General features: G+C 43.9%; 24 protein-coding genes. All 24 read right to left on the minus strand.

The genetic code is table 11. The annotated features are described in order from the left end of the window. Positions 1-882: 882 nt before the first annotated feature. The 24 genes from A33I_RS14630 to A33I_RS14740 all read right to left on the minus strand — a co-directional run bounded on the left by A33I_RS14630 (position 883) and on the right by A33I_RS14740 (position 19,606). On the minus strand, positions 883-1,140 hold the full coding sequence (locus A33I_RS14630) for an HPr family phosphocarrier protein (protein ID WP_022629086.1): 258 nt from the start codon (positions 1,138-1,140) through the stop codon (positions 883-885). Between the two features lie 34 nt (positions 1,141-1,174). Then, complete coding sequence (whiA, locus tag A33I_RS14635; RefSeq protein WP_022629087.1) at positions 1,175-2,131, minus strand: DNA-binding protein WhiA; 957 nt, start codon at positions 2,129-2,131, stop codon at positions 1,175-1,177. Positions 2,132-2,235: 104 nt separating this feature from the next. Beyond that, entirely contained in the window at positions 2,236-3,189 is a 954-nt protein-coding gene (locus A33I_RS14640) for a gluconeogenesis factor YvcK family protein (protein WP_022629088.1), read from the minus strand. Next, positions 3,186-4,079 (minus strand): RNase adapter RapZ, encoded by an 894-nt coding sequence (gene rapZ / locus A33I_RS14645; protein ID WP_012960401.1) that lies wholly within the window; start codon positions 4,077-4,079, stop codon positions 3,186-3,188. Before rapZ ends, A33I_RS14640 begins: the two co-directional genes overlap by 4 nt. A gap of 81 nt (positions 4,080-4,160) precedes the next feature. Further along, a complete protein-coding gene (locus A33I_RS14650) occupies positions 4,161-4,643 on the minus strand; it encodes an NUDIX hydrolase (protein ID WP_031311692.1) in 483 nt (160 codons plus the stop codon). A gap of 265 nt (positions 4,644-4,908) precedes the next feature. Next, a complete protein-coding gene (trxB, locus tag A33I_RS14655; RefSeq protein WP_022629090.1) occupies positions 4,909-5,850 on the minus strand; it encodes a thioredoxin-disulfide reductase in 942 nt (313 codons plus the stop codon). A 108-nt stretch (positions 5,851-5,958) separates the two neighbouring features. Beyond that, positions 5,959-7,026, minus strand: coding sequence for a tetratricopeptide repeat protein (locus A33I_RS14660; RefSeq protein WP_022629091.1), 1,068 nt, complete (start codon positions 7,024-7,026; stop codon positions 5,959-5,961). A 164-nt stretch (positions 7,027-7,190) separates the two neighbouring features. Then, complete coding sequence (locus A33I_RS14665) at positions 7,191-7,709, minus strand: DoxX family protein (protein ID WP_022629092.1); 519 nt, start codon at positions 7,707-7,709, stop codon at positions 7,191-7,193. A gap of 252 nt (positions 7,710-7,961) precedes the next feature. After that, complete coding sequence (hisIE, locus tag A33I_RS14670) at positions 7,962-8,594, minus strand: bifunctional phosphoribosyl-AMP cyclohydrolase/phosphoribosyl-ATP diphosphatase HisIE (RefSeq protein ID WP_022629093.1); 633 nt, start codon at positions 8,592-8,594, stop codon at positions 7,962-7,964. Continuing rightward, positions 8,591-9,349, minus strand: coding sequence for an imidazole glycerol phosphate synthase subunit HisF (hisF, locus tag A33I_RS14675; RefSeq protein WP_022629094.1), 759 nt, complete (start codon positions 9,347-9,349; stop codon positions 8,591-8,593). Before hisF ends, hisIE begins: the two co-directional genes overlap by 4 nt. A 5-nt stretch (positions 9,350-9,354) precedes the next feature. Next, positions 9,355-10,083: a 1-(5-phosphoribosyl)-5-[(5-phosphoribosylamino)methylideneamino]imidazole-4-carboxamide isomerase gene (gene hisA, locus A33I_RS14680; RefSeq protein WP_022629095.1), complete on the minus strand. Its 729-nt coding sequence runs from the start codon at positions 10,081-10,083 to the stop codon at positions 9,355-9,357. Next, complete coding sequence (gene hisH / locus A33I_RS14685) at positions 10,076-10,717, minus strand: imidazole glycerol phosphate synthase subunit HisH (protein WP_022629096.1); 642 nt, start codon at positions 10,715-10,717, stop codon at positions 10,076-10,078. Before hisH ends, hisA begins: the two co-directional genes overlap by 8 nt. Further along, on the minus strand, positions 10,718-11,302 hold the full coding sequence (hisB, locus tag A33I_RS21175; RefSeq protein WP_022629097.1) for an imidazoleglycerol-phosphate dehydratase HisB: 585 nt from the start codon (positions 11,300-11,302) through the stop codon (positions 10,718-10,720). Continuing rightward, entirely contained in the window at positions 11,303-12,574 is a 1,272-nt protein-coding gene (gene hisD / locus A33I_RS14695) for a histidinol dehydrogenase (RefSeq protein WP_022629098.1), read from the minus strand. It abuts the gene before it with no gap. Next, positions 12,571-13,209: an ATP phosphoribosyltransferase gene (gene hisG, locus A33I_RS14700; protein WP_012960412.1), complete on the minus strand. Its 639-nt coding sequence runs from the start codon at positions 13,207-13,209 to the stop codon at positions 12,571-12,573. The genes hisD and hisG overlap by 4 nt, the downstream gene beginning before the upstream one ends. A 1-nt stretch (position 13,210) precedes the next feature. Further along, positions 13,211-14,392: an ATP phosphoribosyltransferase regulatory subunit gene (locus A33I_RS14705; RefSeq protein ID WP_022629099.1), complete on the minus strand. Its 1,182-nt coding sequence runs from the start codon at positions 14,390-14,392 to the stop codon at positions 13,211-13,213. 176 nt (positions 14,393-14,568) lie between these two features. Next, positions 14,569-14,802 carry a hypothetical protein gene (locus tag A33I_RS20635; protein ID WP_152976482.1) on the minus strand — a complete coding sequence of 78 codons (234 nt, stop codon included), beginning with the start codon at positions 14,800-14,802 and terminating at the stop codon, positions 14,569-14,571. Positions 14,803-14,926: 124 nt separating this feature from the next. Beyond that, positions 14,927-15,415, minus strand: a complete 489-nt coding sequence (locus tag A33I_RS14710) for an acyltransferase (RefSeq protein ID WP_022629100.1) — start codon at positions 15,413-15,415, stop codon at positions 14,927-14,929. After that, entirely contained in the window at positions 15,415-16,080 is a 666-nt protein-coding gene (gene ppaX, locus A33I_RS14715; protein WP_022629101.1) for a pyrophosphatase PpaX, read from the minus strand. The genes A33I_RS14710 and ppaX overlap by 1 nt, the downstream gene beginning before the upstream one ends. Then, positions 16,070-17,020: a nucleoside recognition domain-containing protein gene (locus A33I_RS14720; RefSeq protein ID WP_022629102.1), complete on the minus strand. Its 951-nt coding sequence runs from the start codon at positions 17,018-17,020 to the stop codon at positions 16,070-16,072. The genes ppaX and A33I_RS14720 overlap by 11 nt, the downstream gene beginning before the upstream one ends. Before the next feature lie 27 nt (positions 17,021-17,047). Next, positions 17,048-17,914 carry a prolipoprotein diacylglyceryl transferase gene (gene lgt / locus A33I_RS14725; RefSeq protein ID WP_022629103.1) on the minus strand — a complete coding sequence of 289 codons (867 nt, stop codon included), beginning with the start codon at positions 17,912-17,914 and terminating at the stop codon, positions 17,048-17,050. Positions 17,915-17,949: 35 nt separating this feature from the next. Then, positions 17,950-18,888 carry an HPr(Ser) kinase/phosphatase gene (gene hprK, locus A33I_RS14730; protein WP_012960418.1) on the minus strand — a complete coding sequence of 313 codons (939 nt, stop codon included), beginning with the start codon at positions 18,886-18,888 and terminating at the stop codon, positions 17,950-17,952. A 175-nt stretch (positions 18,889-19,063) separates the two neighbouring features. Continuing rightward, entirely contained in the window at positions 19,064-19,405 is a 342-nt protein-coding gene (locus tag A33I_RS14735; RefSeq protein ID WP_022629104.1) for a phage holin family protein, read from the minus strand. A 3-nt stretch (positions 19,406-19,408) separates the two neighbouring features. Beyond that, on the minus strand, positions 19,409-19,606 hold the full coding sequence (locus A33I_RS14740; RefSeq protein WP_012960420.1) for a PspC domain-containing protein: 198 nt from the start codon (positions 19,604-19,606) through the stop codon (positions 19,409-19,411). Between the last annotated feature and the right edge of the window lie 16 nt (positions 19,607-19,622).

Genomic DNA, 19,622 nt, shown 5'->3' on the forward strand with positions numbered 1-19,622 from the left:
GACCCCTGTTCAGTACAGAGATCATCTTATTAAGGCTGCCTAGGCTTTTTAAAAATGTCCTTTACAAAGGGTACACTTTATTTTGTCAGGTGGTTTTCTTGTTGTGGCTAACATCAGTACGTGCAGAACGAACGATCACGAACATTTGTGTTGAGGGAGGCACACGCTTTCCGTGGGCGGGTCCGGGAGCATTCTCATCTTTGCACTCGTGCGGAGTGGAGTCTTGTTTTGCACGTATATAAGGCAACTGAAAAGACATCCCCCCTGCCATAGTTGTTGATTTCCGCTGCAGGCACACGCTTTCCGCGGGCGGCCCGGGAGCTTCCTCGTCGCTACGGCTCCTGTGGGATCTCCCTGGTCACGCGCATCCCGCAGGAGTCGGTGCCTTCCGCTCCAATCAACCGAGAGAGAAGGTTGGATAGTGCTCCCTCATCGAACGTGTTCTTTGCTCAGTGGTTTAGTAAACGAAGAGCGGTTTATAATTTGAACTGAGCCTAACTAAATCGCTCCACATAATAATTACAAAAAGCAGTAACCCAGCGGATGAAATATGTGTAGACTCCTGCGGTGCCTAGAGCAGGGCTGAGATCCCGCAGGGCACAAGCCCGAGGAAGCTCAGCAGCTCACCGCGGAAAGCGAAGCATATTTCAGCAGCGACGACTTTGCTATAACCCTTGTTTGAGGCACTTTATCTTGTATATGTTCGGTGTTTTCACTTGAACTGAGCTGTGACTTCACCCAACTCATACATATTTCTAAGAGTAAATTACCCAGTGAAGCATATTTCAGCAGCGGCTAGCTCACGCCTATCCAACATGTGTGTTTTTCATTTTCAAAAAACCTTCCCAAACAAAAAAACGGCCCTGCATCAGGCCGCCTTTCTTAAGCTTCTTTCTCTACATAGGCAGCTAGTGCTTCTAACGCTTCTGCCTCATCATGTCCCTCAGTAATAAGAGTAATCGTAGTCCCCTGGCTCAAAGCAAGGCTCATAAGACCCATAATACTCTTCGCATTCACTTTCTTTTCACCCTTTTGAATAAATACATCAGATGAAAAACGATTCGCCTCTTGAACAAATAGAGCTGCCGGTCTTGCTTGCAAACCGGTTTTTAGTTTAACTTGTACTTCTTTTTCTGCCATCTGTGTCCCTCCTCTACTGTTTTTCGCTCTAGTCTTACATTTTTAATTCCACCGATTGCCCAGAGCGAATACGTTCAGCCAGTTGGTCAATTTTCCGGAGACGATGATTGATGCCTGATTTACTAACGACACCGCTCTCCACCATTTCCCCAAGCTCTTTCAATGTAACATCTTGGTGTTTCATTCGAAGTTCTGCGATTTCACGTAATTTCGGCGGGAGCTGCTCAAGGCCGATCTCACGTTCCACCAGCCGGATATTCTCCACTTGCCTTAAAGCTGCACCTACCGTCTTATTTAAGTTAGCGGTTTCGCAGTTTACAAGACGGTTTACAGAATTACGCATATCTTTCATAATACGCACGTCCTCAAAATAAAGAAGAGCTTGATGTGCGCCGATGATGTTTAAGAACTCCGTAATTTTTTCGCTCTCTTTCATATACGTGATGAACCCCTTCTTACGTTCCAATGTTTTTGCATTTAGATCGTATTCGTTCATCAATTCACATAAAGATTGATTATGTTCCTCATAGAGAGAAAAAACCTCTAAATGATAAGATGAGGTTTCTGGGTGATTAATTGAGCCCCCTGCTAAAAACGCCCCTCTTAAGTATGCTCTCTTACAGCATGATGTCTTCACTATTTCTTGTGAGATCGTGCGGATAAACGAAAACCCTTCTCCAAGGATTCCAAGGAGCTCAAGCAATCGTTTTGCCTCATGAGAGATTCGAACAAGATAGACGTTATTTTTCTTTAAGCGCATCTTTTTTCGAACGAGAAGCTCCACAAAAATCTCTGGATATAACTTTTTAATTAAAGTGTAAATCCGACGAGCAATCGCTGCGTTCTCAGTGGTCACATCAAGCCCAAGCTGCTTGTTTCCAAGTGACATCGATCCATTCATACGGATTAAAGCGGAAAGTTCTGCTTTAGCACAACAATCCTCTTGCTCAAACTGGGTTAGTTCTTTTTTTGTAGTGGCTGCGAAGGACATTACGTTCACTCCTTTCAGCCGTGCAGCACGCATGTATGACCCGCTTTTACTAATTGATCGTTTGCAAAACCACACGCCAATATTCTAGTAACCTTTTACGCCATTTACCTTTTATCTATTACATCTATCAATGCCTTAGATACTTTAATCGCATCATGTCTCAGCATTTTCTCATACTCCACAACAAAATGATCACAGATTATGCCAACACCCATTGATTGAAGCCGGTCTGTATCTACAGTAACAGGGACAGCATGTTCTTTTGAATAATGCTTCCTCACTTCATCAGATACAGGTGACCCATGAACGAGGATTTCATCTATCATACCTTTTCCGCAATGAGAAAACAACGCATCGAGGTGTTCGGATGCTGTATAGCCGTCAGTCTCTCCGCTTTGTGTCATCACATTGCAGATATATACCTTTTTTGCTTCTGACTCTGAAACAGCTTCACTGATCCCTGGAACGAGCAGATTTGGCAGGACACTTGTATATAAGCTTCCTGGTCCAAGTACGATAAGGTCTGCCTCTTGAATAGCTTTAACACTTTCATAAAGCGGACTAATATCTGCTGGTGTTAAAAAGACTCGTTTAATTCGTTTTTTGGAAAGCGGTATTTTAGACTCCCCTGTTACCACGGTACCATCCTCCATCTCACCATGTAAGACGACACTGCGATTAGCAGCAGGAAATACTTTTCCACGTACATTTAGGACTTTGCTGAGCTCTGCTATCCCTTTTGCAAAATCTCCAGTGAGAGAAGTCATTCCTGCTAGCAGCAAGTTGCCTAAGGAATGTCCTGATAAGCCATTCCCATTTTGAAAACGATGCTGAAATAACTCTTCTACTAATGGCTCTACTTCAGCAAGGGCGACGAGAACGTTACGAACATCTCCTGGAGGCGGAATATCAAGCTCTTGTCTCAAACGCCCTGAGCTGCCCCCATCATCGGCCACTGTTACAACCGCCGTGATCGAAACAGGAAATGTTTTTAACCCTCGAAGCAATACAGATAGTCCTGTTCCTCCGCCGATTACAACAATTTTCTTTTGCTTCACGTTGTTTTTTCCTTCCCCTTTTCAATATCTCTATGACTCACATGCATGACATACTCATTTGAGAATGCCTCACCAAAGTATTCCGCTAAAGTAACCGAACGGTGCTTTCCGCCAGTACATCCAATTCCGATGACAACCTGGCTCTTACCTTCTCGTTTATACTGAGGAAGCATATACGTCAGCAAGTCACGAAGCTTTTCAATAAATGTCTGTGTTTCACTCCACTTTAATACATAAGATGAAACCTCTTCATTTAATCCTGTTTGAGGTCTTAGATGATCGACATAATGAGGATTAGGCAGGAATCTCACATCAAAAACAAGGTCGGCATCAATCGGGATTCCGTATTTAAAGCCAAACGACATGATATTGATTGAGAATGGATGACGGTCCGTCGTTTTAAAGCGCTGGATAATTCTCTCACGCAGCTGGATTGGCTTCATCTCTGTTGTATCAATAATCTGCTGGGCGCGGCCTTTTAACTCTTCAAGCAATTCACGTTCTTTTTTAATTCCATCTAGCGGAAGTCCGCCTTTAGCTAATGGATGAGACCTTCTCGTTTCTTTGTAGCGTTGTACGAGCTTGGCATCCTTTGCATCTAAGAACAAAATTTGCATTTTAAGCTGGATGTTTTCTTCAATGCTGATCGCATCAATTGCCTCAAATAAATGATCAAAAAATGCTTTCCCGCGAAGGTCGATAACGAGTGCGACTTTATTCATCGTCCCGTTTGAGCCTTTTAAGAGATCAACAAATTTTGGAATTAAAGCAGGGGGCAAATTATCCACACAGAAATACCCTAAGTCTTCAAAACTTTGGACAGCCACAGTTTTTCCTGCCCCAGACATTCCTGTGATGATTACGATTTGTATTTCTTCTTGATTGGTCATAGCCTATCACCTGCTCTTAGATTTAGTTCATTCTTATTAAAAATAACCTTATTTATGTTTAATTTATCTTTCAGCTTATCTTTACTTAGATTGATCAGGATCTGATGGATCAGGATCTAATCGATAAGATAGCAATTTAAAATCGGGTGTATAATGAAACGTTCCATACATCAGTCCGTCGTGTTCTAACACGTGACGGAATAATTGTTTATCTCCTTCAGCCATAGGCAGGGATGTAATCTGATCTAGCGGCTGCCATTTTAAAGATCCTTCTGGTGATTCCTCAAGCTGTTCACCTTCATACTGTGTTGCTTGAAATGTAAACATCATCCACTCAGATTGAATCTTGTCATCTTCAATAATGACCATTGAAAAAACGGCACGCAGCTTCGCATCTTTCACAAGAAATCCTGTTTCTTCACGGAACTCTCTTGTCACTGCTTCTTTAATGGATTCACCAGACTCCATTTTCCCTCCTGGTGCCACCCACCATCCTCTACGTGGCTTCTGTAACAATAACGCTTGATCTCCATTTACTAGTACACAGTTTGTAACCCTTTGCAACAGCTTCACCTCAGTTCTACTACTCCTTAATATTATACATTCATTTTGATAACGTCACAATTACTTGGATTAGGGAAAATTTGCATGGGGAGTTGATTTTGTCGAATCATTTCAAAATAGACAAAAAAAGGGCACGGACGGTGTGTCCGTGCAAATTATATAAAAAAGGGGGTCAATTACTTATTTATATCATACCCCATATATATTTCATCCTTGTTACAAACTCATTAAGACCGAATTACGTTTTTTTCTGCAGTTTTTTGAATTATTTTGTCTCTTCTGCGAGACTTTCTAGATAATGTTGCACATTTTGTGCGGCTAAGCTGCCATCGCCTGTTGCTGTGACGATTTGACGAAGAGATTTTTCACGAATATCACCTGCTGCATAAATGCCAGGTACTTTCGTTTCCATTTCTTCATTTGTAACAACATATCCTTCCTCATTTAAGATGCCAAGGTTTTTCACACTCGCATTTAACGGAAGCATACCGATGTAGATGAATACACCATCTGTCTTGAAATCTTTTGTTTCGCCTGTTTCTGTGTTCTCAATTGTGACACTGCCTACTTTTCCGCCCTCTTCATTGATCTCGTTTACCACATGATTCCAAATAAATTCGATCTTATCATTGTTAAACGCACGATCTTGAAGAATTTTTTGAGCACGAAGCTGATCACGGCGGTGAATGACTGTCACTTTAGAAGCAAAACGAGTTAAGTACACAGCCTCTTCAACAGCCGAGTCTCCTCCGCCGACAACGACAAGCTCTTTCCCTTTAAAGAAAGCTCCATCACAAACGGCACAGTATGAAACCCCGCGGCCGCTAAGCTCTTTTTCACCTGGAATGCCAAGCTTTTTATATTCTGCACCCGTTGCAACAATGATAGAACGCGCCTTGTATTCTTTACTGCCTGCTTTGACGACCTTATAATTACCTTCATCGATAATCTCTTTTACATCGCCATAGCCATATTCAGCGCCGAACTTCTTCGCATGCTCAAACATTTTTGTTGAAAGCTCAGGCCCTAAAATATGGTCAAAGCCGGGATAATTTTCGACATCTTCTGTATTAGCCATCTGACCGCCAGGAACTCCGCGCTCAAGCATAATCGTGCTTAAGTTGGCACGAGATGTATAAACAGCTGCAGTCATTCCGGCAGGACCTGCTCCTGCGATAATGACATCATACACTTTTTCTTCACTCATCCTAATCCACTCCTTCAATCACTGCTGTAAATTGATTTCTACCCTTATCCTAATCAAGAGACATATAAGTGTCTACTTATATGCTCAAACAACACAAATTCTTTACAATTACCACAGGTGGTATTCTACATCGCGCGCCAAAAGGGTGCCTTGCTCTACTTTTTCAAGAATTTCTGCCGCAGCTTTATTCCCTAGCTTTCCCGCTCTGCGCCAGTAAAATAAGGCCTTTTCATACTGGTCTGTGTGATAGTACGCCACAGCTAAGCAATGGAACAGATCGGGTTCCCGTTCTAAAATGAAGGGCTCTACACGCATAATCCGTCCGATGACCTGCTCGTAATGTCCGACTGCTGCCAGCACTTGTGCTACCTTCATATGATGTTCGATATCAAGCGGATAAATGCGTTTAATCGCATCAATAAAAGGTGCTGCAGACAACTCATCCTCTTTTATCGTATAAAATACTGCTAAATTACAAAGGGCGAATAAATTCCCCTCATCTTCTTGTAACACATTTCTGCTTAGTTCAAACGCCGAATCATCGCCTAACCGAAAAAGTGCTTCAGCTAAATGATTATGCGCCGACCAGCAAGCAGGGTGCTCCGTAATAATGTCTTGCAAAATAGGAAGCGCTTCTTCTGGTTTCCCGTCTCTAAGAAGCGTACGGGCACGGCCATGCTCAATAATATATTCATCAGATGACAAATCAAACGACTCCCAATCTTCTTCGTCGTCCGCATCAGCCTCTGCTTCATTTTGCTCTACTTGCATTAAATCCAACAAATCGCCTGCGTCTTTAAAGAATTCCCCGCCAGGAGTTAATACCATGTAACGCTTTGCGGCCTCTTCAGCCTTTTCAAATAATCCAAGATAGGCATAGTTGTTAGCCATGAAAAAATAACATTCAGATTGATCCTCACCATGGTTCGTTAAGACCATCTCTAAAATGTCATTCGATCTCTCATACTGGCCGATTTCTGAGAGAACTGCCGCTAATTGAACATGAAAAACCGGCTCTTGATCCGTCAGCTTAACAGCACGTTCAAATAATTTCACTGCTCGCTTCAGATGGTTTTTACGATAAGCAATAATGCCTCTATGAAAGAAATAATCGCCGCTGCGATAAAACGGAACCACATTTCGGTTTTCTTGCTCATTTTCAGGTGTTAAGTTCATGAAGTTTAATTCCCCCAAGTTCTCATTCATACACCCAAGTATACAATAAACGAGGAGAAGTAGGAATGTGAAATAAATAATCTATTAAGTAGAAATTCTCTTCGCCCTGTCCACTAAAGAAAACTCAGGAACATATCAGCATGCTCCTGAGTTATTATACAATGTTAAGCCGCATTCGCCACATCACCTTGAATGCCTTGGCCGCCATTTCGTTTATTGTTAATGAACCCTTTCATATAAGGGATTACCCAGCGGTCGCCGCCGTATCTGCCTGCATTCGCTCCTGCTGCCAAGATGAATATGGTAAATAAGATCATCCACGGATTAGAAGAAATCGTTCCGGCAAATGAGAAGGCAAAGTTCATCATAATCCCGAAGAAGGCTGCTGCCGTTGTAAATACCCCGAAGATCAACCCAAGGCCGACAAACAATTCTCCCCATGCCACCATGAAGCTGAACAGCTCTGCATTAGGAACAGCAAACCCTTCAATAAAAGCATGGTATGTTGGATATTGCTCAAGCACAGCGGGATTATTCACAACTCCCATTAAATATCCCTCAGCACTAAATCCTCCCGTTACTTTACCAAAACCGGCTGTCACCCACATCCAGCCAATATATAATCGAATCAAAGTTAGAGTTCCTGCTGCATAGCGGTTCGTCCGTAAAAAATTCATAAACATTGTTCATCTTCTCCTCTTGTTTTCATTTTACGTGTTCTTCAAGTTAGCAAATTAATTTGTGAAACATTTCACATGATAGATTAAAAAATTTTGGTTTGGTTTAGTGATCACTAACTTCCTTACACTCATATTATACTACGATTAGTTTGTGAAGTTAATCACATAGTATTGTTTTCTGTGACCAGTTTGTGAAATATTGAGCAAATTTTATATAAAAAGAGACCTATCCACATGTGAATAAGTCTCTGTCTCTTATGATTTAGGCTTATGGCGTTCTTCAAGCACTGATAACACTTCGTCTAATGGAAGCTTTTGTTCTCTTAACAACACCAGAACATGATAAAGGAGATCTGCAACTTCCCATTTTAATTCTTCTGGGTCACGGTTTTTCGCCGCAATAATCACTTCGCCCGCTTCTTCACCAACTTTTTTCAGGATTTTATCTACACCTTTTTCAAACAAGTATGTAGTGTAAGCTCCTTCTGGCATCTCCGCCTCACGCTCAGCAATGACACGCTCAAGCTCATCAAGAATCGCAAATCGTGTAGGATTAGTACGGATATTCTCGCCAAAAAGCGAATCGCTGAAGCATGTGTAATTTCCTTTATGGCATGCCGGACCTGCCGGTGTGACGAGCACTACAAGGGCATCAGCATCACAGTCATAACGCATATCGACAATCTGCTGCGTGTTGCCAGAAGTTGCGCCTTTATGCCACAGTTCTTCTCTAGAACGGCTGTAAAACCATGTTTCTCGTGTTTCTAGAGATTTCTGCAGAGATTCTTCGTTCATATAAGCTAATGTCAGCACTTCTTTACTTGTTGCATCTTGAACGATCGCCGGCACTAGTCCGCGTTCATCAAATTTGATTTTTTCTACACTCATCGAACGAGCACCCCTTCCTCTCTCAAGTATGTTTTTACTTCTTCCACAGACGTTTCTTTGTAATGGAATATCGACGCTGCGAGTGCGGCATCCGCGTTGGCTTCTTTAAACACATCGGCAAAGTCTTCTTTTTTGCCAGCACCGCCTGAAGCAATAACCGGTACGCTGACCACTTCATTTACCGCTTTTGTTAAAGCAAGATCAAATCCAGTCTTAGCCCCGTCCTGGTCCATGCTTGTAAGCAGAATTTCACCTGCACCTAAACGCGTCGCTTCTTTCGCCCAATCACGCACTTCCCACTCCGTTGCTTGACGGCCGCCATGGGTATAAATTCTCCATGAGCCAAGCTCTTCGTCATATTTCGCATCAATCGCCACGACAATACATTGCGAGCCAAAAAAGTCCGCTCCCTCACGAATCAGTTCTGGGCGTTTTACTGCTGCTGTATTCAGTGATACCTTATCAGCACCGGCCCGCAGCACTCGCTTCATATCTTCTAGCGTATTAATCCCGCCGCCGACGGTAAATGGAATCGCAAGTTTTCCAGCTACTTCTTCAACGACTTCCACCATCGTTTCACGGCCTTCATGCGAGGCGGATATATCTAAAAATACGAGCTCATCTGCACCCTGCTCATCATAAAAGGCAGCCAGTTCAACTGGATCCCCTGCATCACGGAGGTCCACAAATTGAACGCCTTTGACCACACGTCCTTCTTTCACATCCAAGCATGGAATCATTCGTTTTGTAAGCACGTGTTTCACTCTCCTTTTAATGCATCTTTGAGGGTAAATTGATTCGTATACAAAGCCTTACCGACAATGGCTCCGCCGATCTCACTCGGGTGTTCGCGAAGTTCTTTTAAGTCAGCCAAGTTGCTGACGCCGCCTGAAGCAATTACTTCTTTCCCTGTCGCCTCAGCCATTTTGGCAATCGCTTCTGTATTCGGGCCGGACAGCATCCCATCACGTGAAATGTCAGTGAAAATAAACACTTCTGCTCCGTGACGTGCGAGCTCATTGGCAAGATCAACTGCCTGAACAGATGAGGTTTCAAGCCAGCCGTCTGTCGCCACATAGCCATCGCGCGCATCTAGACCAATCGCAATTTTTTCACCGCCGTATGTAGAAAGCATTCCTTTAGTAAAAGCAGGATTATTGACTGCGACACTCCCTAAAATGACACGATCAACCCCGCGCTCTAAATAATAAGCAATATCTTCAGCCGTGCGAATCCCGCCGCCGACTTGAACGGACACATTAAGTTCCTTCGCTACTTTCACAGCATGCTCATGGTTAATGCGAGTCTTCGCCTTCGCCCCGTCTAAGTCGACCATATGAATCCACTTTGCTCCTGCTTCCGCAAATGATTTAGCCATCTCAAACGGTGAATCACCGTACACCGTCTCTTGATTGTAATCACCTTGAACAAGTCGCACACATTTCCCATCACGCATATCAATTGCTGGATAGATCTCAAATTTAGCCACGTGCAATCGCTCCTCTCTCTACATAAGCCCCGTAATTTTTCAGGATTGCCATTCCGACCGTGCTGCTTTTCTCCGGGTGAAATTGTGTTCCTAATACATTCTCACGGCCAACAACGGCAGGAACAACTCTTCCGTAATCACTTGTAGCAAGGAGTACATTCTTATCGTCTGTTTTCACAACATAGGAATGAACAAAATACACATGTCCTTCTTCTACCCCGTGAAGCAGCAAGCTTTCTTTATGAAACTTCAGCTTATTCCAGCCCATATGCGGTACTTTATACGTCTGGCCCGAATCATTCACCCCGCTGAAGCGTTCAACACGTCCAGGGAGCAAGCCAAGCCCTGATGTCAGCCCATGCTCCTCACTGCTTTCAAATAACAGCTGCATTCCAAGACAGATACCAAGCAGCGGTTTGCCCTCATTTGCCCAGTTGCGCAAAAACAGCGCGAGACCTGTTTCGTTTAAAATACTCATCGCATCACGAAACGCCCCAACACCCGGGAGGATCAGCCCGTCTGCTTTTTCCAGCTCAGCCGGGTCCGCTGATAGAAAATAAGGCATGTCCATACGCTCTAATGCTTTACTTACACTATGTAAATTCCCCATGCCATAATCGACAATGCCAATCATCTACAACATTCCTTTCGTGGATGGAACTCCTTTAACACGCTCATCAATCGTGGTTGCTTCATCTAAGGCACGCGCCAAGGCTTTAAAGATTGCCTCAATAATGTGGTGAGTATTCTGTCCGTAATGAACAATGACATGAAGATTCATTCTAGCTTCAAGTGCGAGTTTCCATAAAAACTCATGCACAAGCTCCGTATCAAATGTACCGACCTTCTGGCTCGGGAACTCGGCACGGAATTCAAGATGCGGGCGGTTGCTTAAGTCCACTACGACTTGGGCAAGCGTTTCATCCATTGGAACAAAGGCACTGCCATAACGCTTAATTCCTTTTTTATCGCCTAGAGCATCTTTTAAAGCCGTTCCTAGACAGATTCCGATATCCTCCGTTGTGTGGTGATCATCCACCTCAATATCACCTTTCGCATCCACTGTTAAATTGAAGTGACCGTGCTTTGTGAATAAATCGAGCATATGAGTAAGAAAAGGTACACCCGTTTCGAGTTCAGAAACACCTTCCCCGTCAATGGTAAAGTCTAAAACGATATTTGTTTCACCGGTGTGTCTTTCAAGTCTCGCCTGTCTCATCTATTCATCCTCCAACCTAATATCAATTGCTCTAGCATGTGCTTCTAATCCTTCTAATCTAGCAAGGGCAGAAATACTCGCTCCATTTTGCTTTAGCGCCTGCTTGCTGTAGCTGATGATGCTTGATTTTTTCACGAAATCATCCACGCATAACGGGCTTGAGAAACGCGCAGTGCCGTTCGTCGGCAGAACATGATTCGGTCCTGCAAAATAATCTCCAACAGGCTCTGAGCTGTATGGTCCGACAAAGATTGCCCCAGCATGGCGGATCCGTCCGACAAGCGCCATCGCATCTTCTGTTAAAAGTTCAAGATGTTCTGGGGCTAACTCATTCGTTACATCCACAGCTTCATCTAAATCTTTCGTCACATAGACCGCCCCGTAATCGCGAATCGATGCTGCTGCAATCTCACGCTTCGGCAGTGTTTCAAGCTGCTTCTCTACGGCAGTTTTTACTGCTTCCGCGAGGTCGCTTGAAGGCGTTACTAATACGGCCGATGCTCTCTCGTCATGCTCTGCTTGGCTCAACAGATCCGCTGCAATGTATTGCGCATTCGCATTCGCATCGGCTAAGACGACAATTTCACTCGGTCCTGCAATCATATCAATATCCACTCGTCCAAATACCGCGCGTTTTGCCAAAGCGACAAAGATATTGCCTGGTCCTGTGATTTTATCGACAGCTTGGATCGTCTCTGTTCCGTAAGCGAGAGCGGCAATGGCCTGAGCGCCTCCTACTTTATAAATAGAGGTAACACCAAGCTCTTTCGCTGTAACGAGGACACTTGCCGGGATTGTGCCTTCTTTTTGCGGGGGAGTAACGATTGATATTCTTCCTACGCCCGCTGCCTGCGCCGGGATCACGTTCATCATGATCGAGGACGGATAAGCTGCCTTGCCGCCTGGCACATATAAGCCGACAGCATCAAGCGGCGTGACTTTCTGGCCAAGGATCGTTCCGTCTTCTTTTGTCGTCATCCATGACTGCTGCACCTGCCGCTGGTGAAAATCACGGATATTCTCAATTGCCTCTCGAATAGCTTTTAAGACGCCTGGATCCAGCTGTTCATATGCCGCAAGAAATTCTGACTCTTCAACAAGAAGTGCGTCAAGCTGCGCCCCGTCAAACTTCTCGGTATATGAGAACAAGGCTTGATCACCGCGTTTTCTCACCTCTTCAATAATCGCATCGACAGCCTCTCGCTGCTCGCTCGTACCAGCATCCAAGTCTCTTTTTAAACTGACTGAATCAGTGACTTCTATAATTCTCATGCTTCCACACCATCCACAACACCTGACAAACGTTCAACCATACGGTCAATCTGCTCATCTTTCATCCGGTAGCTGACTGGGTTGACGATTAAACGAGAGGTAATCGGCACAATTGTTTCAAACTCAACCAGACCGTTTTCTTTCAGGGTGCGTCCAGTCGAGACAATGTCGACAATGCGATCTGCCAGGCCGATAAGCGGTGCAAGCTCAATCGAACCATTCAGCTTAATCATCTCAACCTGCTCGCCTTGCTCTTTAAAATACTGTGCCGCAAGATTAGGATACTTTGAGGCTACTTTAGGGTTAATGTCTTTTTTCTCATACCCCGGAAGTCCTGCCACAGCTAAATAGCACTCGCTGATTTTCAAATCAAGCACCTCGTACACATCACGTTCTTCTTCAATCATGACATCTTTTCCAGCTACCCCAATATCAGCTACCCCGTGCTCCACATACGTCGGTACATCCATCGGCTTTGCTAGAATGAAGCGCAGGTTTTCTTCTTCGACATCTATTATTAATTTTCTTGAATCATCAAATTCCTCTGGGAGGCGGTAGCCTGCTTTACGTAATAACTCAACCGCCTCTTCAAAAATACGTCCTTTTGGCATTGCCACTGTTAACACTTCGCTCATTCTACTCGCCTCCTTTTTTAGACTTTCCAATGCAATAGATTACATCATCATACTGCTCGCTCATTTGATCGACATCGCCAACACCAGAGAGATCTTGCAGGACAACAGAAATCCCTTCTTCACGCTTCTGGCGTGCCAACTCTGTTGCTTCCGTGCGGCGTTCCTTACTGAAAATCACACATACATTTTCCTTAGCAGGTGCTGTTTTTCCGATCGCTTCCGTTAATAAGTCTAAACGCACACCAAACCCTGTTGCAGGCGCTGGACGGTTAAACTTTTCAAGCAGCTGATCATAACGGCCGCCGCTGCTTAACGGCACCCCAAGATCACCGCCGTAGCCTTCAAATACAACTCCCGTATAATAGCTCAGGTGCAACACAAGATTTAGGTCAAGCTTCACATACGAATCAATACCGTAACTCTCAAGCACGCCCCATAACTGTGTTAATTCATTAAGGGCGCGTTCTCCTTGTTCTGTTTGAATCAATTGACGTGCTTGATCAAGCGCCTCTTTGCCGCCGCGCAGCTTAAGCAATTTTAAGAGACGGTCTTTATCAATCGACGACAGGCTGAGCTCTTTAACATGCTCCTTGAAGCCGACGTAATTCTTCTCATACAGATAACGGCGGAGAACAAGCGCTCGTTCCTCATTTCCGACGACATCTAAGAGCAAGGCATCGACATAGCCGACATGCCCAATCGCTACTTTAAAGTTATCAAGACCGGCACGCTTTAAGCTTGCGATCATTAAAGCAATCACTTCACCGTCAGCACTGACCGTCCCATCTCCAATCAGCTCGACACCAACTTGTTCAAATTCAGCCGGCTTGCCGCCTTCATGCTGTTGGGCACGGTAGACATTTGATTGATAGTTGAGACGCACTGGGAATGTTGCTTCCTTTAAACTTGATGCAACAAGTCTTGCAATCGGTGCAGTCATATCTGGACGAAGCACAAGGGTATGTCCTTTTGAATCCAGTAATTTAAAGAGCTGCTGATCTAAAATCGCAGAAGCATCTCCAACCGTATCGTAAAATTCAAGTGTTGGGGTATCAATTGTTTGATAGCCCCATAATGACATTTCTGTTGTCAGCTGATCGCGAATCAACTTTTTCGTTCGATAAAGAGCAGGTAAGGTATCTCTCATTCCAATCGGCTTTTCAAACATAAATGGCTTCGACATCACGTTCCACTCCTTGTTTTCTCTATTTATAATGTGAGTCAGCTTAAGCGGCTGCCTCATACCAGTTCGTTTCGTTTTTACTTTAGTTCGCTAATATACTACCGAAATAAAGAATTTATATGTAGTCTACACGACGATAACCATACCGTCAACTGAAAAGACTGATTTTTTTGAGATTATAAAGTAATAGAAGCTGGGGCTTCCGCGGGACAGTGAGGCCGATTGGCGCAATTATAGCTCGAACGAATACAATAACGTCTGAGACCGACGCAATAATCCATCCAACCCGCGCAATTACATCCAATAGGCGCAATTAAGCCTTGAAGCGGCGCAATTACTTGAGCAAGCGACACTATTACCATTTGAAAAGACGCGATTACGTCTCCAACCGACGCAATCTCCCTCTCCACCGCATAATCCCTTGCTCCGCACAAACCAATGACTTTTCCATTCTGCTTAGTATTCGACTTTTTCTCCTATAAATCCTCTAGAACAGAAAAACCGCTCCAGCACATTATCTGCGCTGAAGCGGTTCTAGACTCGTTCTTTTATCATTTGCATCGGGTTGCCGCCGACAAATGCGCCGGCTGGTACATCACGGTGGACAAGTGTTCCAGCTGAGATGACAGCCCCGTCACCAATCGTTACACCTGGAAGAATTGTCGTATTCGCACCGATCATCACTTCATCGCCGATCACGACATCTCCAAGCCGATACTCTTTAATCAAATATTCATGGGCAAGAATCGTGGTATTATAGCCGATAATCGTATTGCGCCCAATCGAGATACGTTCTGGGAACATAACATCCATCATCACCATCAAGGCGACCGCCGTCTCAGGTCCGACTTTCATTCTGAGAAACGTACGGTACAGCCAATTTTTCACCTTTAGAAAAGGAGTGTAGCGGGCAATTTGGATGACAATAAAATTTTTAACAACTTTAAAAAACGGAACTGTGCGGTAAATATGCCATAAGGAATTTGCGGTTTTCACCGGATAGCTCTCAGTTTTTCGACTCACTATCTCGCCTCCACGATATCTAGCAGATCACTCATTTCTGCTAAAATGTAGTCCGGCTCTAAGGCGCGCATCGCTTCTTCCCCTTTGATTGACCAGCTGACCGCAGCTGTTGGGATCCCCATATTTTTGCCGGCATGAATGTCATGAGGACTATCGCCAATCATCATCGCGCCTTCTTTTGTGACACCAAGGGCATTCAATGCTTTTTCAAGCGGCTCTGTGTGCGGTTTCGCATTTTCAACATCATCAAGACCAATAACAACATCGAAAAATTGATCGAGCTTCATCAGCTTCAGCCCCATCAAGGCCGTTTTGCGGATTTTGGTTGTCACGATCGCTAGGTTATAGCCTTTTTCGTGAAGTTCCTTAATGGTCTCATAAACGCCCGCGTATTCTTTGACTAGCTCATCGTGGAAGGAATGGTTATGCGTACGGTACACGTCAACCATTTCCTCATAACGCTCAGGGTCCACTTTTCTGAAGCTGTCAATTAACGGCGGGCCGATAAAATTGATTACCTGCTCACGAGTGTACTCTCCAGGCTTAAACTGTTCAAGTGTATGCAAGAATGAAGCAATAATTAAATCATTGGTATTAATTAATGTTCCATCCAAATCAAATAATAGTGTTTTGATACCTGTTTCAGTGTTTGTATTAATGTTCATAGGTCGTCGCTTCCTTTCGATTTACCTGTTGATCTTTTTCAAGCCTGTTCCAGATGAAGGCTACTGCCATCGTGAGAACAATTGCCGTGACAAGACGGATAATTAACAGCGGCCAAATAGGGATGCCAAGCGGGATAAAGATCAACGTATCTTCAACTACCGCGTGACAGGCCACGAGAAAAATAAAAACTAAGTACAAATCTTTCTTCGAGACATTGTCCTCTTTCACCGCTTGAATCATCACCCCGGCCCCGTAGGCCAAGCCAAATGCCAAACCTGAAGCGAGTGTAGTGGATGTATTTTCACGAATGCCAAGCAGCCGCGTAAAAGGCGCCATCCAGCGTGACATCACTTGCAGCCAATTCATTTCTTTTGCAATCTGCACAAAAATCATTAACGGAATGACAATCATAGCAAGCTGCAGGATACCAAGTGTCGCACTTTCCACGCCAGACCAGGCAATTCCTAGCCATGTTGTCGGCTCAGCACTTGGAGTCGTTGAGACAAATCCATACTGTGCCTGCTCGCCTCCTCCGCTCCAAAAAAGATTGATCATAAAAGCGGAAAATAAAGCAAGCCCGACGCGCACCGCTAAGACGACGCTCATTCTGATACCAACTTTGGTCGCAACCGCTGACTCTACAAAAAGATTGTGAGAGAAAGAGAGCATAACAGCGAGGATAAACACTTCTTTCACTGTTAAATCAAGCGTCAAAATGGCTCCAATCCCTGCGTACAGATTTAACACATTTCCAAGAACGAGCGGAATCGCTGCTTCCCCAGGAAGACCAATAAACCTCATTAACGGTGCAAGCCAATCAGCCAGCCATCCTAGCAGCGGTGTATAGCCTAGTATCGTCACAATTAACGTAATCGGAAAAATGATTTTCCCAAGTGTCCACGTCGTTTTGAGCCCGACTAAGAAACCTCTTTTCAGCATGTGCTCTCTCCCCCTCCAACTCCTTATTTACTTCTTCTTTTTCTTTGTTTTTTTAGAAGAAGCTTTTGCTTTTGTTTCTGGCAGTGCAGGATCTAAGTATCGTTTTGTACCAGGCTGTTTTCTACGGTAAATCCATAGAATAACGGCTCCAAGGACTAATACAATTGAAATGACCTGAGCTGTTTTTAACACGCCAAAAATAAGTAAAAAATCTAAACGAATAATCTCGATAAAGAAACGCCCTACCGAATACCAAATCACATACGTAAAGAAAATTTCCCCTTGTTTCAAGTTCACTCTGCGTAAGTATAAAAGCAAGGCTACCCCAAGCAGATTCCAGATCGATTCATAAAGGAAAGTCGGATGATAGTACGTGCCGTTAATGTACATTTGGTTAATAATGAATTCAGGCAGCATAAGCCCTTCTAGAAACTCACGCGTCACTGGTCCGCCGTATACTTCCTGGTTCATAAAGTTGCCCCAGCGGCCGATCGCCTGACCTAATAAAATACTTGGTGCGGCTACGTCAACGAGCTGCCAAAAGGAAAGATTATGTCTTTTTGTGAACACATAGGCCGTTAAGACCCCTCCAATAAGAGCTCCGTGAATCGCAATTCCGCCTTCCCATATGTAGAAAACACGAATTGGATCGTCTGCAAACTGTTCCCACCTAAAGGTCACATAGTATATACGAGCTGAAATTATTGAAATTGGAATCGCAAACAGCAAGAGGTCAGCGAAAGTTTCCTTAGGCATTCCTAAGCGAACGGATTCTCTTGAAGCTAAGATGTAGCCAAGAAATACCCCAAGCCCAATAATGACACCATACCAATAAATCGTAAATGGACCAATATCTAAAAAGATCCGACTAAGCGGTTCAATCGATTCTTCCATTTAAAACATCCTCTCTATCTCTTGTTTTATTCGTTTTAGTTGAATTCGTCACGGTCTCCTTCTTCTATTACATCCGTTAAACGTTCAGAAAATTCTTCCGCCGCGTTAAAACCAAGGCGTTTTAAACGGAAGTTCATCGCTGCAACTTCAATAATAACAGCAAGGTTACGACCTGGACGTACAGGCACCGTCAGCTTTTGAATTTCTGAGTCCATGATTTTCATCGTCTCTTCTTCTAGCCCTAAGCGATCATAGGCTTTCTTTTGATCCCAGAGCTCAAGATGAATACATAACACAATTCGTTTATACGGACGAACGGCCCCGGCACCGAATAATGTCATCACATTAATAATGCCTAGCCCGCGAATTTCTAATAAATGCTGAATCAACTCAGGAGAACGGCCGACCAGTGTATCTTCATTTTCCTGGCGAATTTCTACCGAATCATCCGCTACTAATCTGTGTCCACGGCGAACTAAGTCTAGAGCTGTTTCACTTTTACCCACGCCGCTGTTTCCTGTAATCAACACACCAATCCCATAAATGTCGACCAACACCCCGTGTACAGCTGTCATTGGTGAGAGCTTACTTTCAAGATAGTTTGTCAATTTACTGCTCAAACGTGTTGTTGTCTGCTTCGAGCGCATAACAGGAACGCCGTTTTGCTCAGCAGCTTCGAGTAGCGCACGAGGAGCCTCGTTCCCACGTGAAATAATAATTCCAGGTGTATCGTATGTACATAATTTAAGCATCCGCTCTTGTTGAACTTCTTTTGTCAGCTGCTCAAAGAACGTGAGCTCCGTTCTACCTAACAGCTGAAGACGTTTTGCCGGGTAATACGTGAAAAAGCCTGCCATTTCCATACCAGGACGCGATATATCACTCGTTGTAATCGGACGGTAGATTCCTTCCTCACCCGCTAATAACTCTAATTGAAATTGTTCTAGTAAATCATTTGCTGTTACTTTAGCCATGCTATTCCCACCTCGTCACTTTCCCACATTTAAGCCGATTTAAAATCTCTAATCCAGTTTTAAAACCTATTTTCCATTTTATCATGTTTTAAGGAGCAAGACGAACATGAGAAGCACTGCTCATTTCTTTCACTAGAAAAAGGCCTGACCTTTAGAGGCCAGACCTTTTTGTCAATTAATTACGGAGCGGCTTAACGACAAACGTTTGGATTAAAGCGATTAGAATAGAAGCAAGCAGCGCCATGCCAAATCCATTAATCACAAACGCATCACCCATAAGGGCCGCTGTCAACATTAAAGTTAGCGCACTAACCACAAACAAGAATAACCCTAATGTCAAAATGGTAATCGGGAGTGTCAACACGACCAAGACTGGTTTAACAATTGCGTTCACAATCGAAAGCAGTACACTGGCGACTATGGCAGCCCAAAATCCAGCAAGCTCAAAGCCGTCAAAGACATATGCAATGAGTAATAAAATGACAGCATTTATAACAAGACCTATGATCCATCTCATTGATTAACGCACATCCTCTTCATTAGGGATTAGGAAGATGGCGATAAAGTAAGCAAGGAGAAGCGGAAAACCGACTGACAAGAAGAAAAGTACGATAAAGATAATTCGTACAATCGTTGAATCAATGCCAAAGTATTTCGCAAGTCCTCCACATACACCAGCTAATTTGCGATCATATTGTGTTCTGACTAATTTTTTCATCTCTTATCACCTCATT

This window comes from Alkalihalophilus marmarensis DSM 21297, from assembly GCF_000474275.2.
GTDB lineage: Bacteria > Bacillota > Bacilli > Bacillales > Bacillaceae_D > Alkalihalophilus > Alkalihalophilus marmarensis.

Coding starts and splice junctions, on each gene's coding strand:
- trxB (WP_022629090.1), bottom strand. CDS start 5,850: ATGAGTGAAGAAAAAGTGTATGATGTCATTATCGCAGGAGCAGGTCCT.
- hprK (WP_012960418.1), bottom strand. CDS start 18,888: ATGGCTAAAGTAACAGCAAATGATTTACTAGAACAATTTCAATTAGAG.
- hisH (WP_022629096.1), bottom strand. CDS start 10,717: ATGATTGGCATTGTCGATTATGGCATGGGGAATTTACATAGTGTAAGT.
- rapZ (WP_012960401.1), bottom strand. CDS start 4,079: ATGACCAATCAAGAAGAAATACAAATCGTAATCATCACAGGAATGTCT.
- A33I_RS14665 (WP_022629092.1), bottom strand. CDS start 7,709: ATGTTTATGAATTTTTTACGGACGAACCGCTATGCAGCAGGAACTCTA.
- ppaX (WP_022629101.1), bottom strand. CDS start 16,080: ATGAACATTAATACAAACACTGAAACAGGTATCAAAACACTATTATTT.
- hisB (WP_022629097.1), bottom strand. CDS start 11,302: ATGAGACAGGCGAGACTTGAAAGACACACCGGTGAAACAAATATCGTT.
- A33I_RS14705 (WP_022629099.1), bottom strand. CDS start 14,392: ATGTCGAAGCCATTTATGTTTGAAAAGCCGATTGGAATGAGAGATACC.
- A33I_RS14735 (WP_022629104.1), bottom strand. CDS start 19,405: ATGAGATGGATCATAGGTCTTGTTATAAATGCTGTCATTTTATTACTC.
- hisIE (WP_022629093.1), bottom strand. CDS start 8,594: ATGAGTGTAGAAAAAATCAAATTTGATGAACGCGGACTAGTGCCGGCG.
- A33I_RS14740 (WP_012960420.1), bottom strand. CDS start 19,606: ATGAAAAAATTAGTCAGAACACAATATGATCGCAAATTAGCTGGTGTA.
- A33I_RS14660 (WP_022629091.1), bottom strand. CDS start 7,026: ATGAACTTAACACCTGAAAATGAGCAAGAAAACCGAAATGTGGTTCCG.
- whiA (WP_022629087.1), bottom strand. CDS start 2,131: ATGTCCTTCGCAGCCACTACAAAAAAAGAACTAACCCAGTTTGAGCAA.
- hisG (WP_012960412.1), bottom strand. CDS start 13,209: ATGAGCGAAGTGTTAACAGTGGCAATGCCAAAAGGACGTATTTTTGAA.
- hisD (WP_022629098.1), bottom strand. CDS start 12,574: ATGAGAATTATAGAAGTCACTGATTCAGTCAGTTTAAAAAGAGACTTG.
- A33I_RS14630 (WP_022629086.1), bottom strand. CDS start 1,140: ATGGCAGAAAAAGAAGTACAAGTTAAACTAAAAACCGGTTTGCAAGCA.
- A33I_RS14720 (WP_022629102.1), bottom strand. CDS start 17,020: ATGCTGAAAAGAGGTTTCTTAGTCGGGCTCAAAACGACGTGGACACTT.
- lgt (WP_022629103.1), bottom strand. CDS start 17,914: ATGGAAGAATCGATTGAACCGCTTAGTCGGATCTTTTTAGATATTGGT.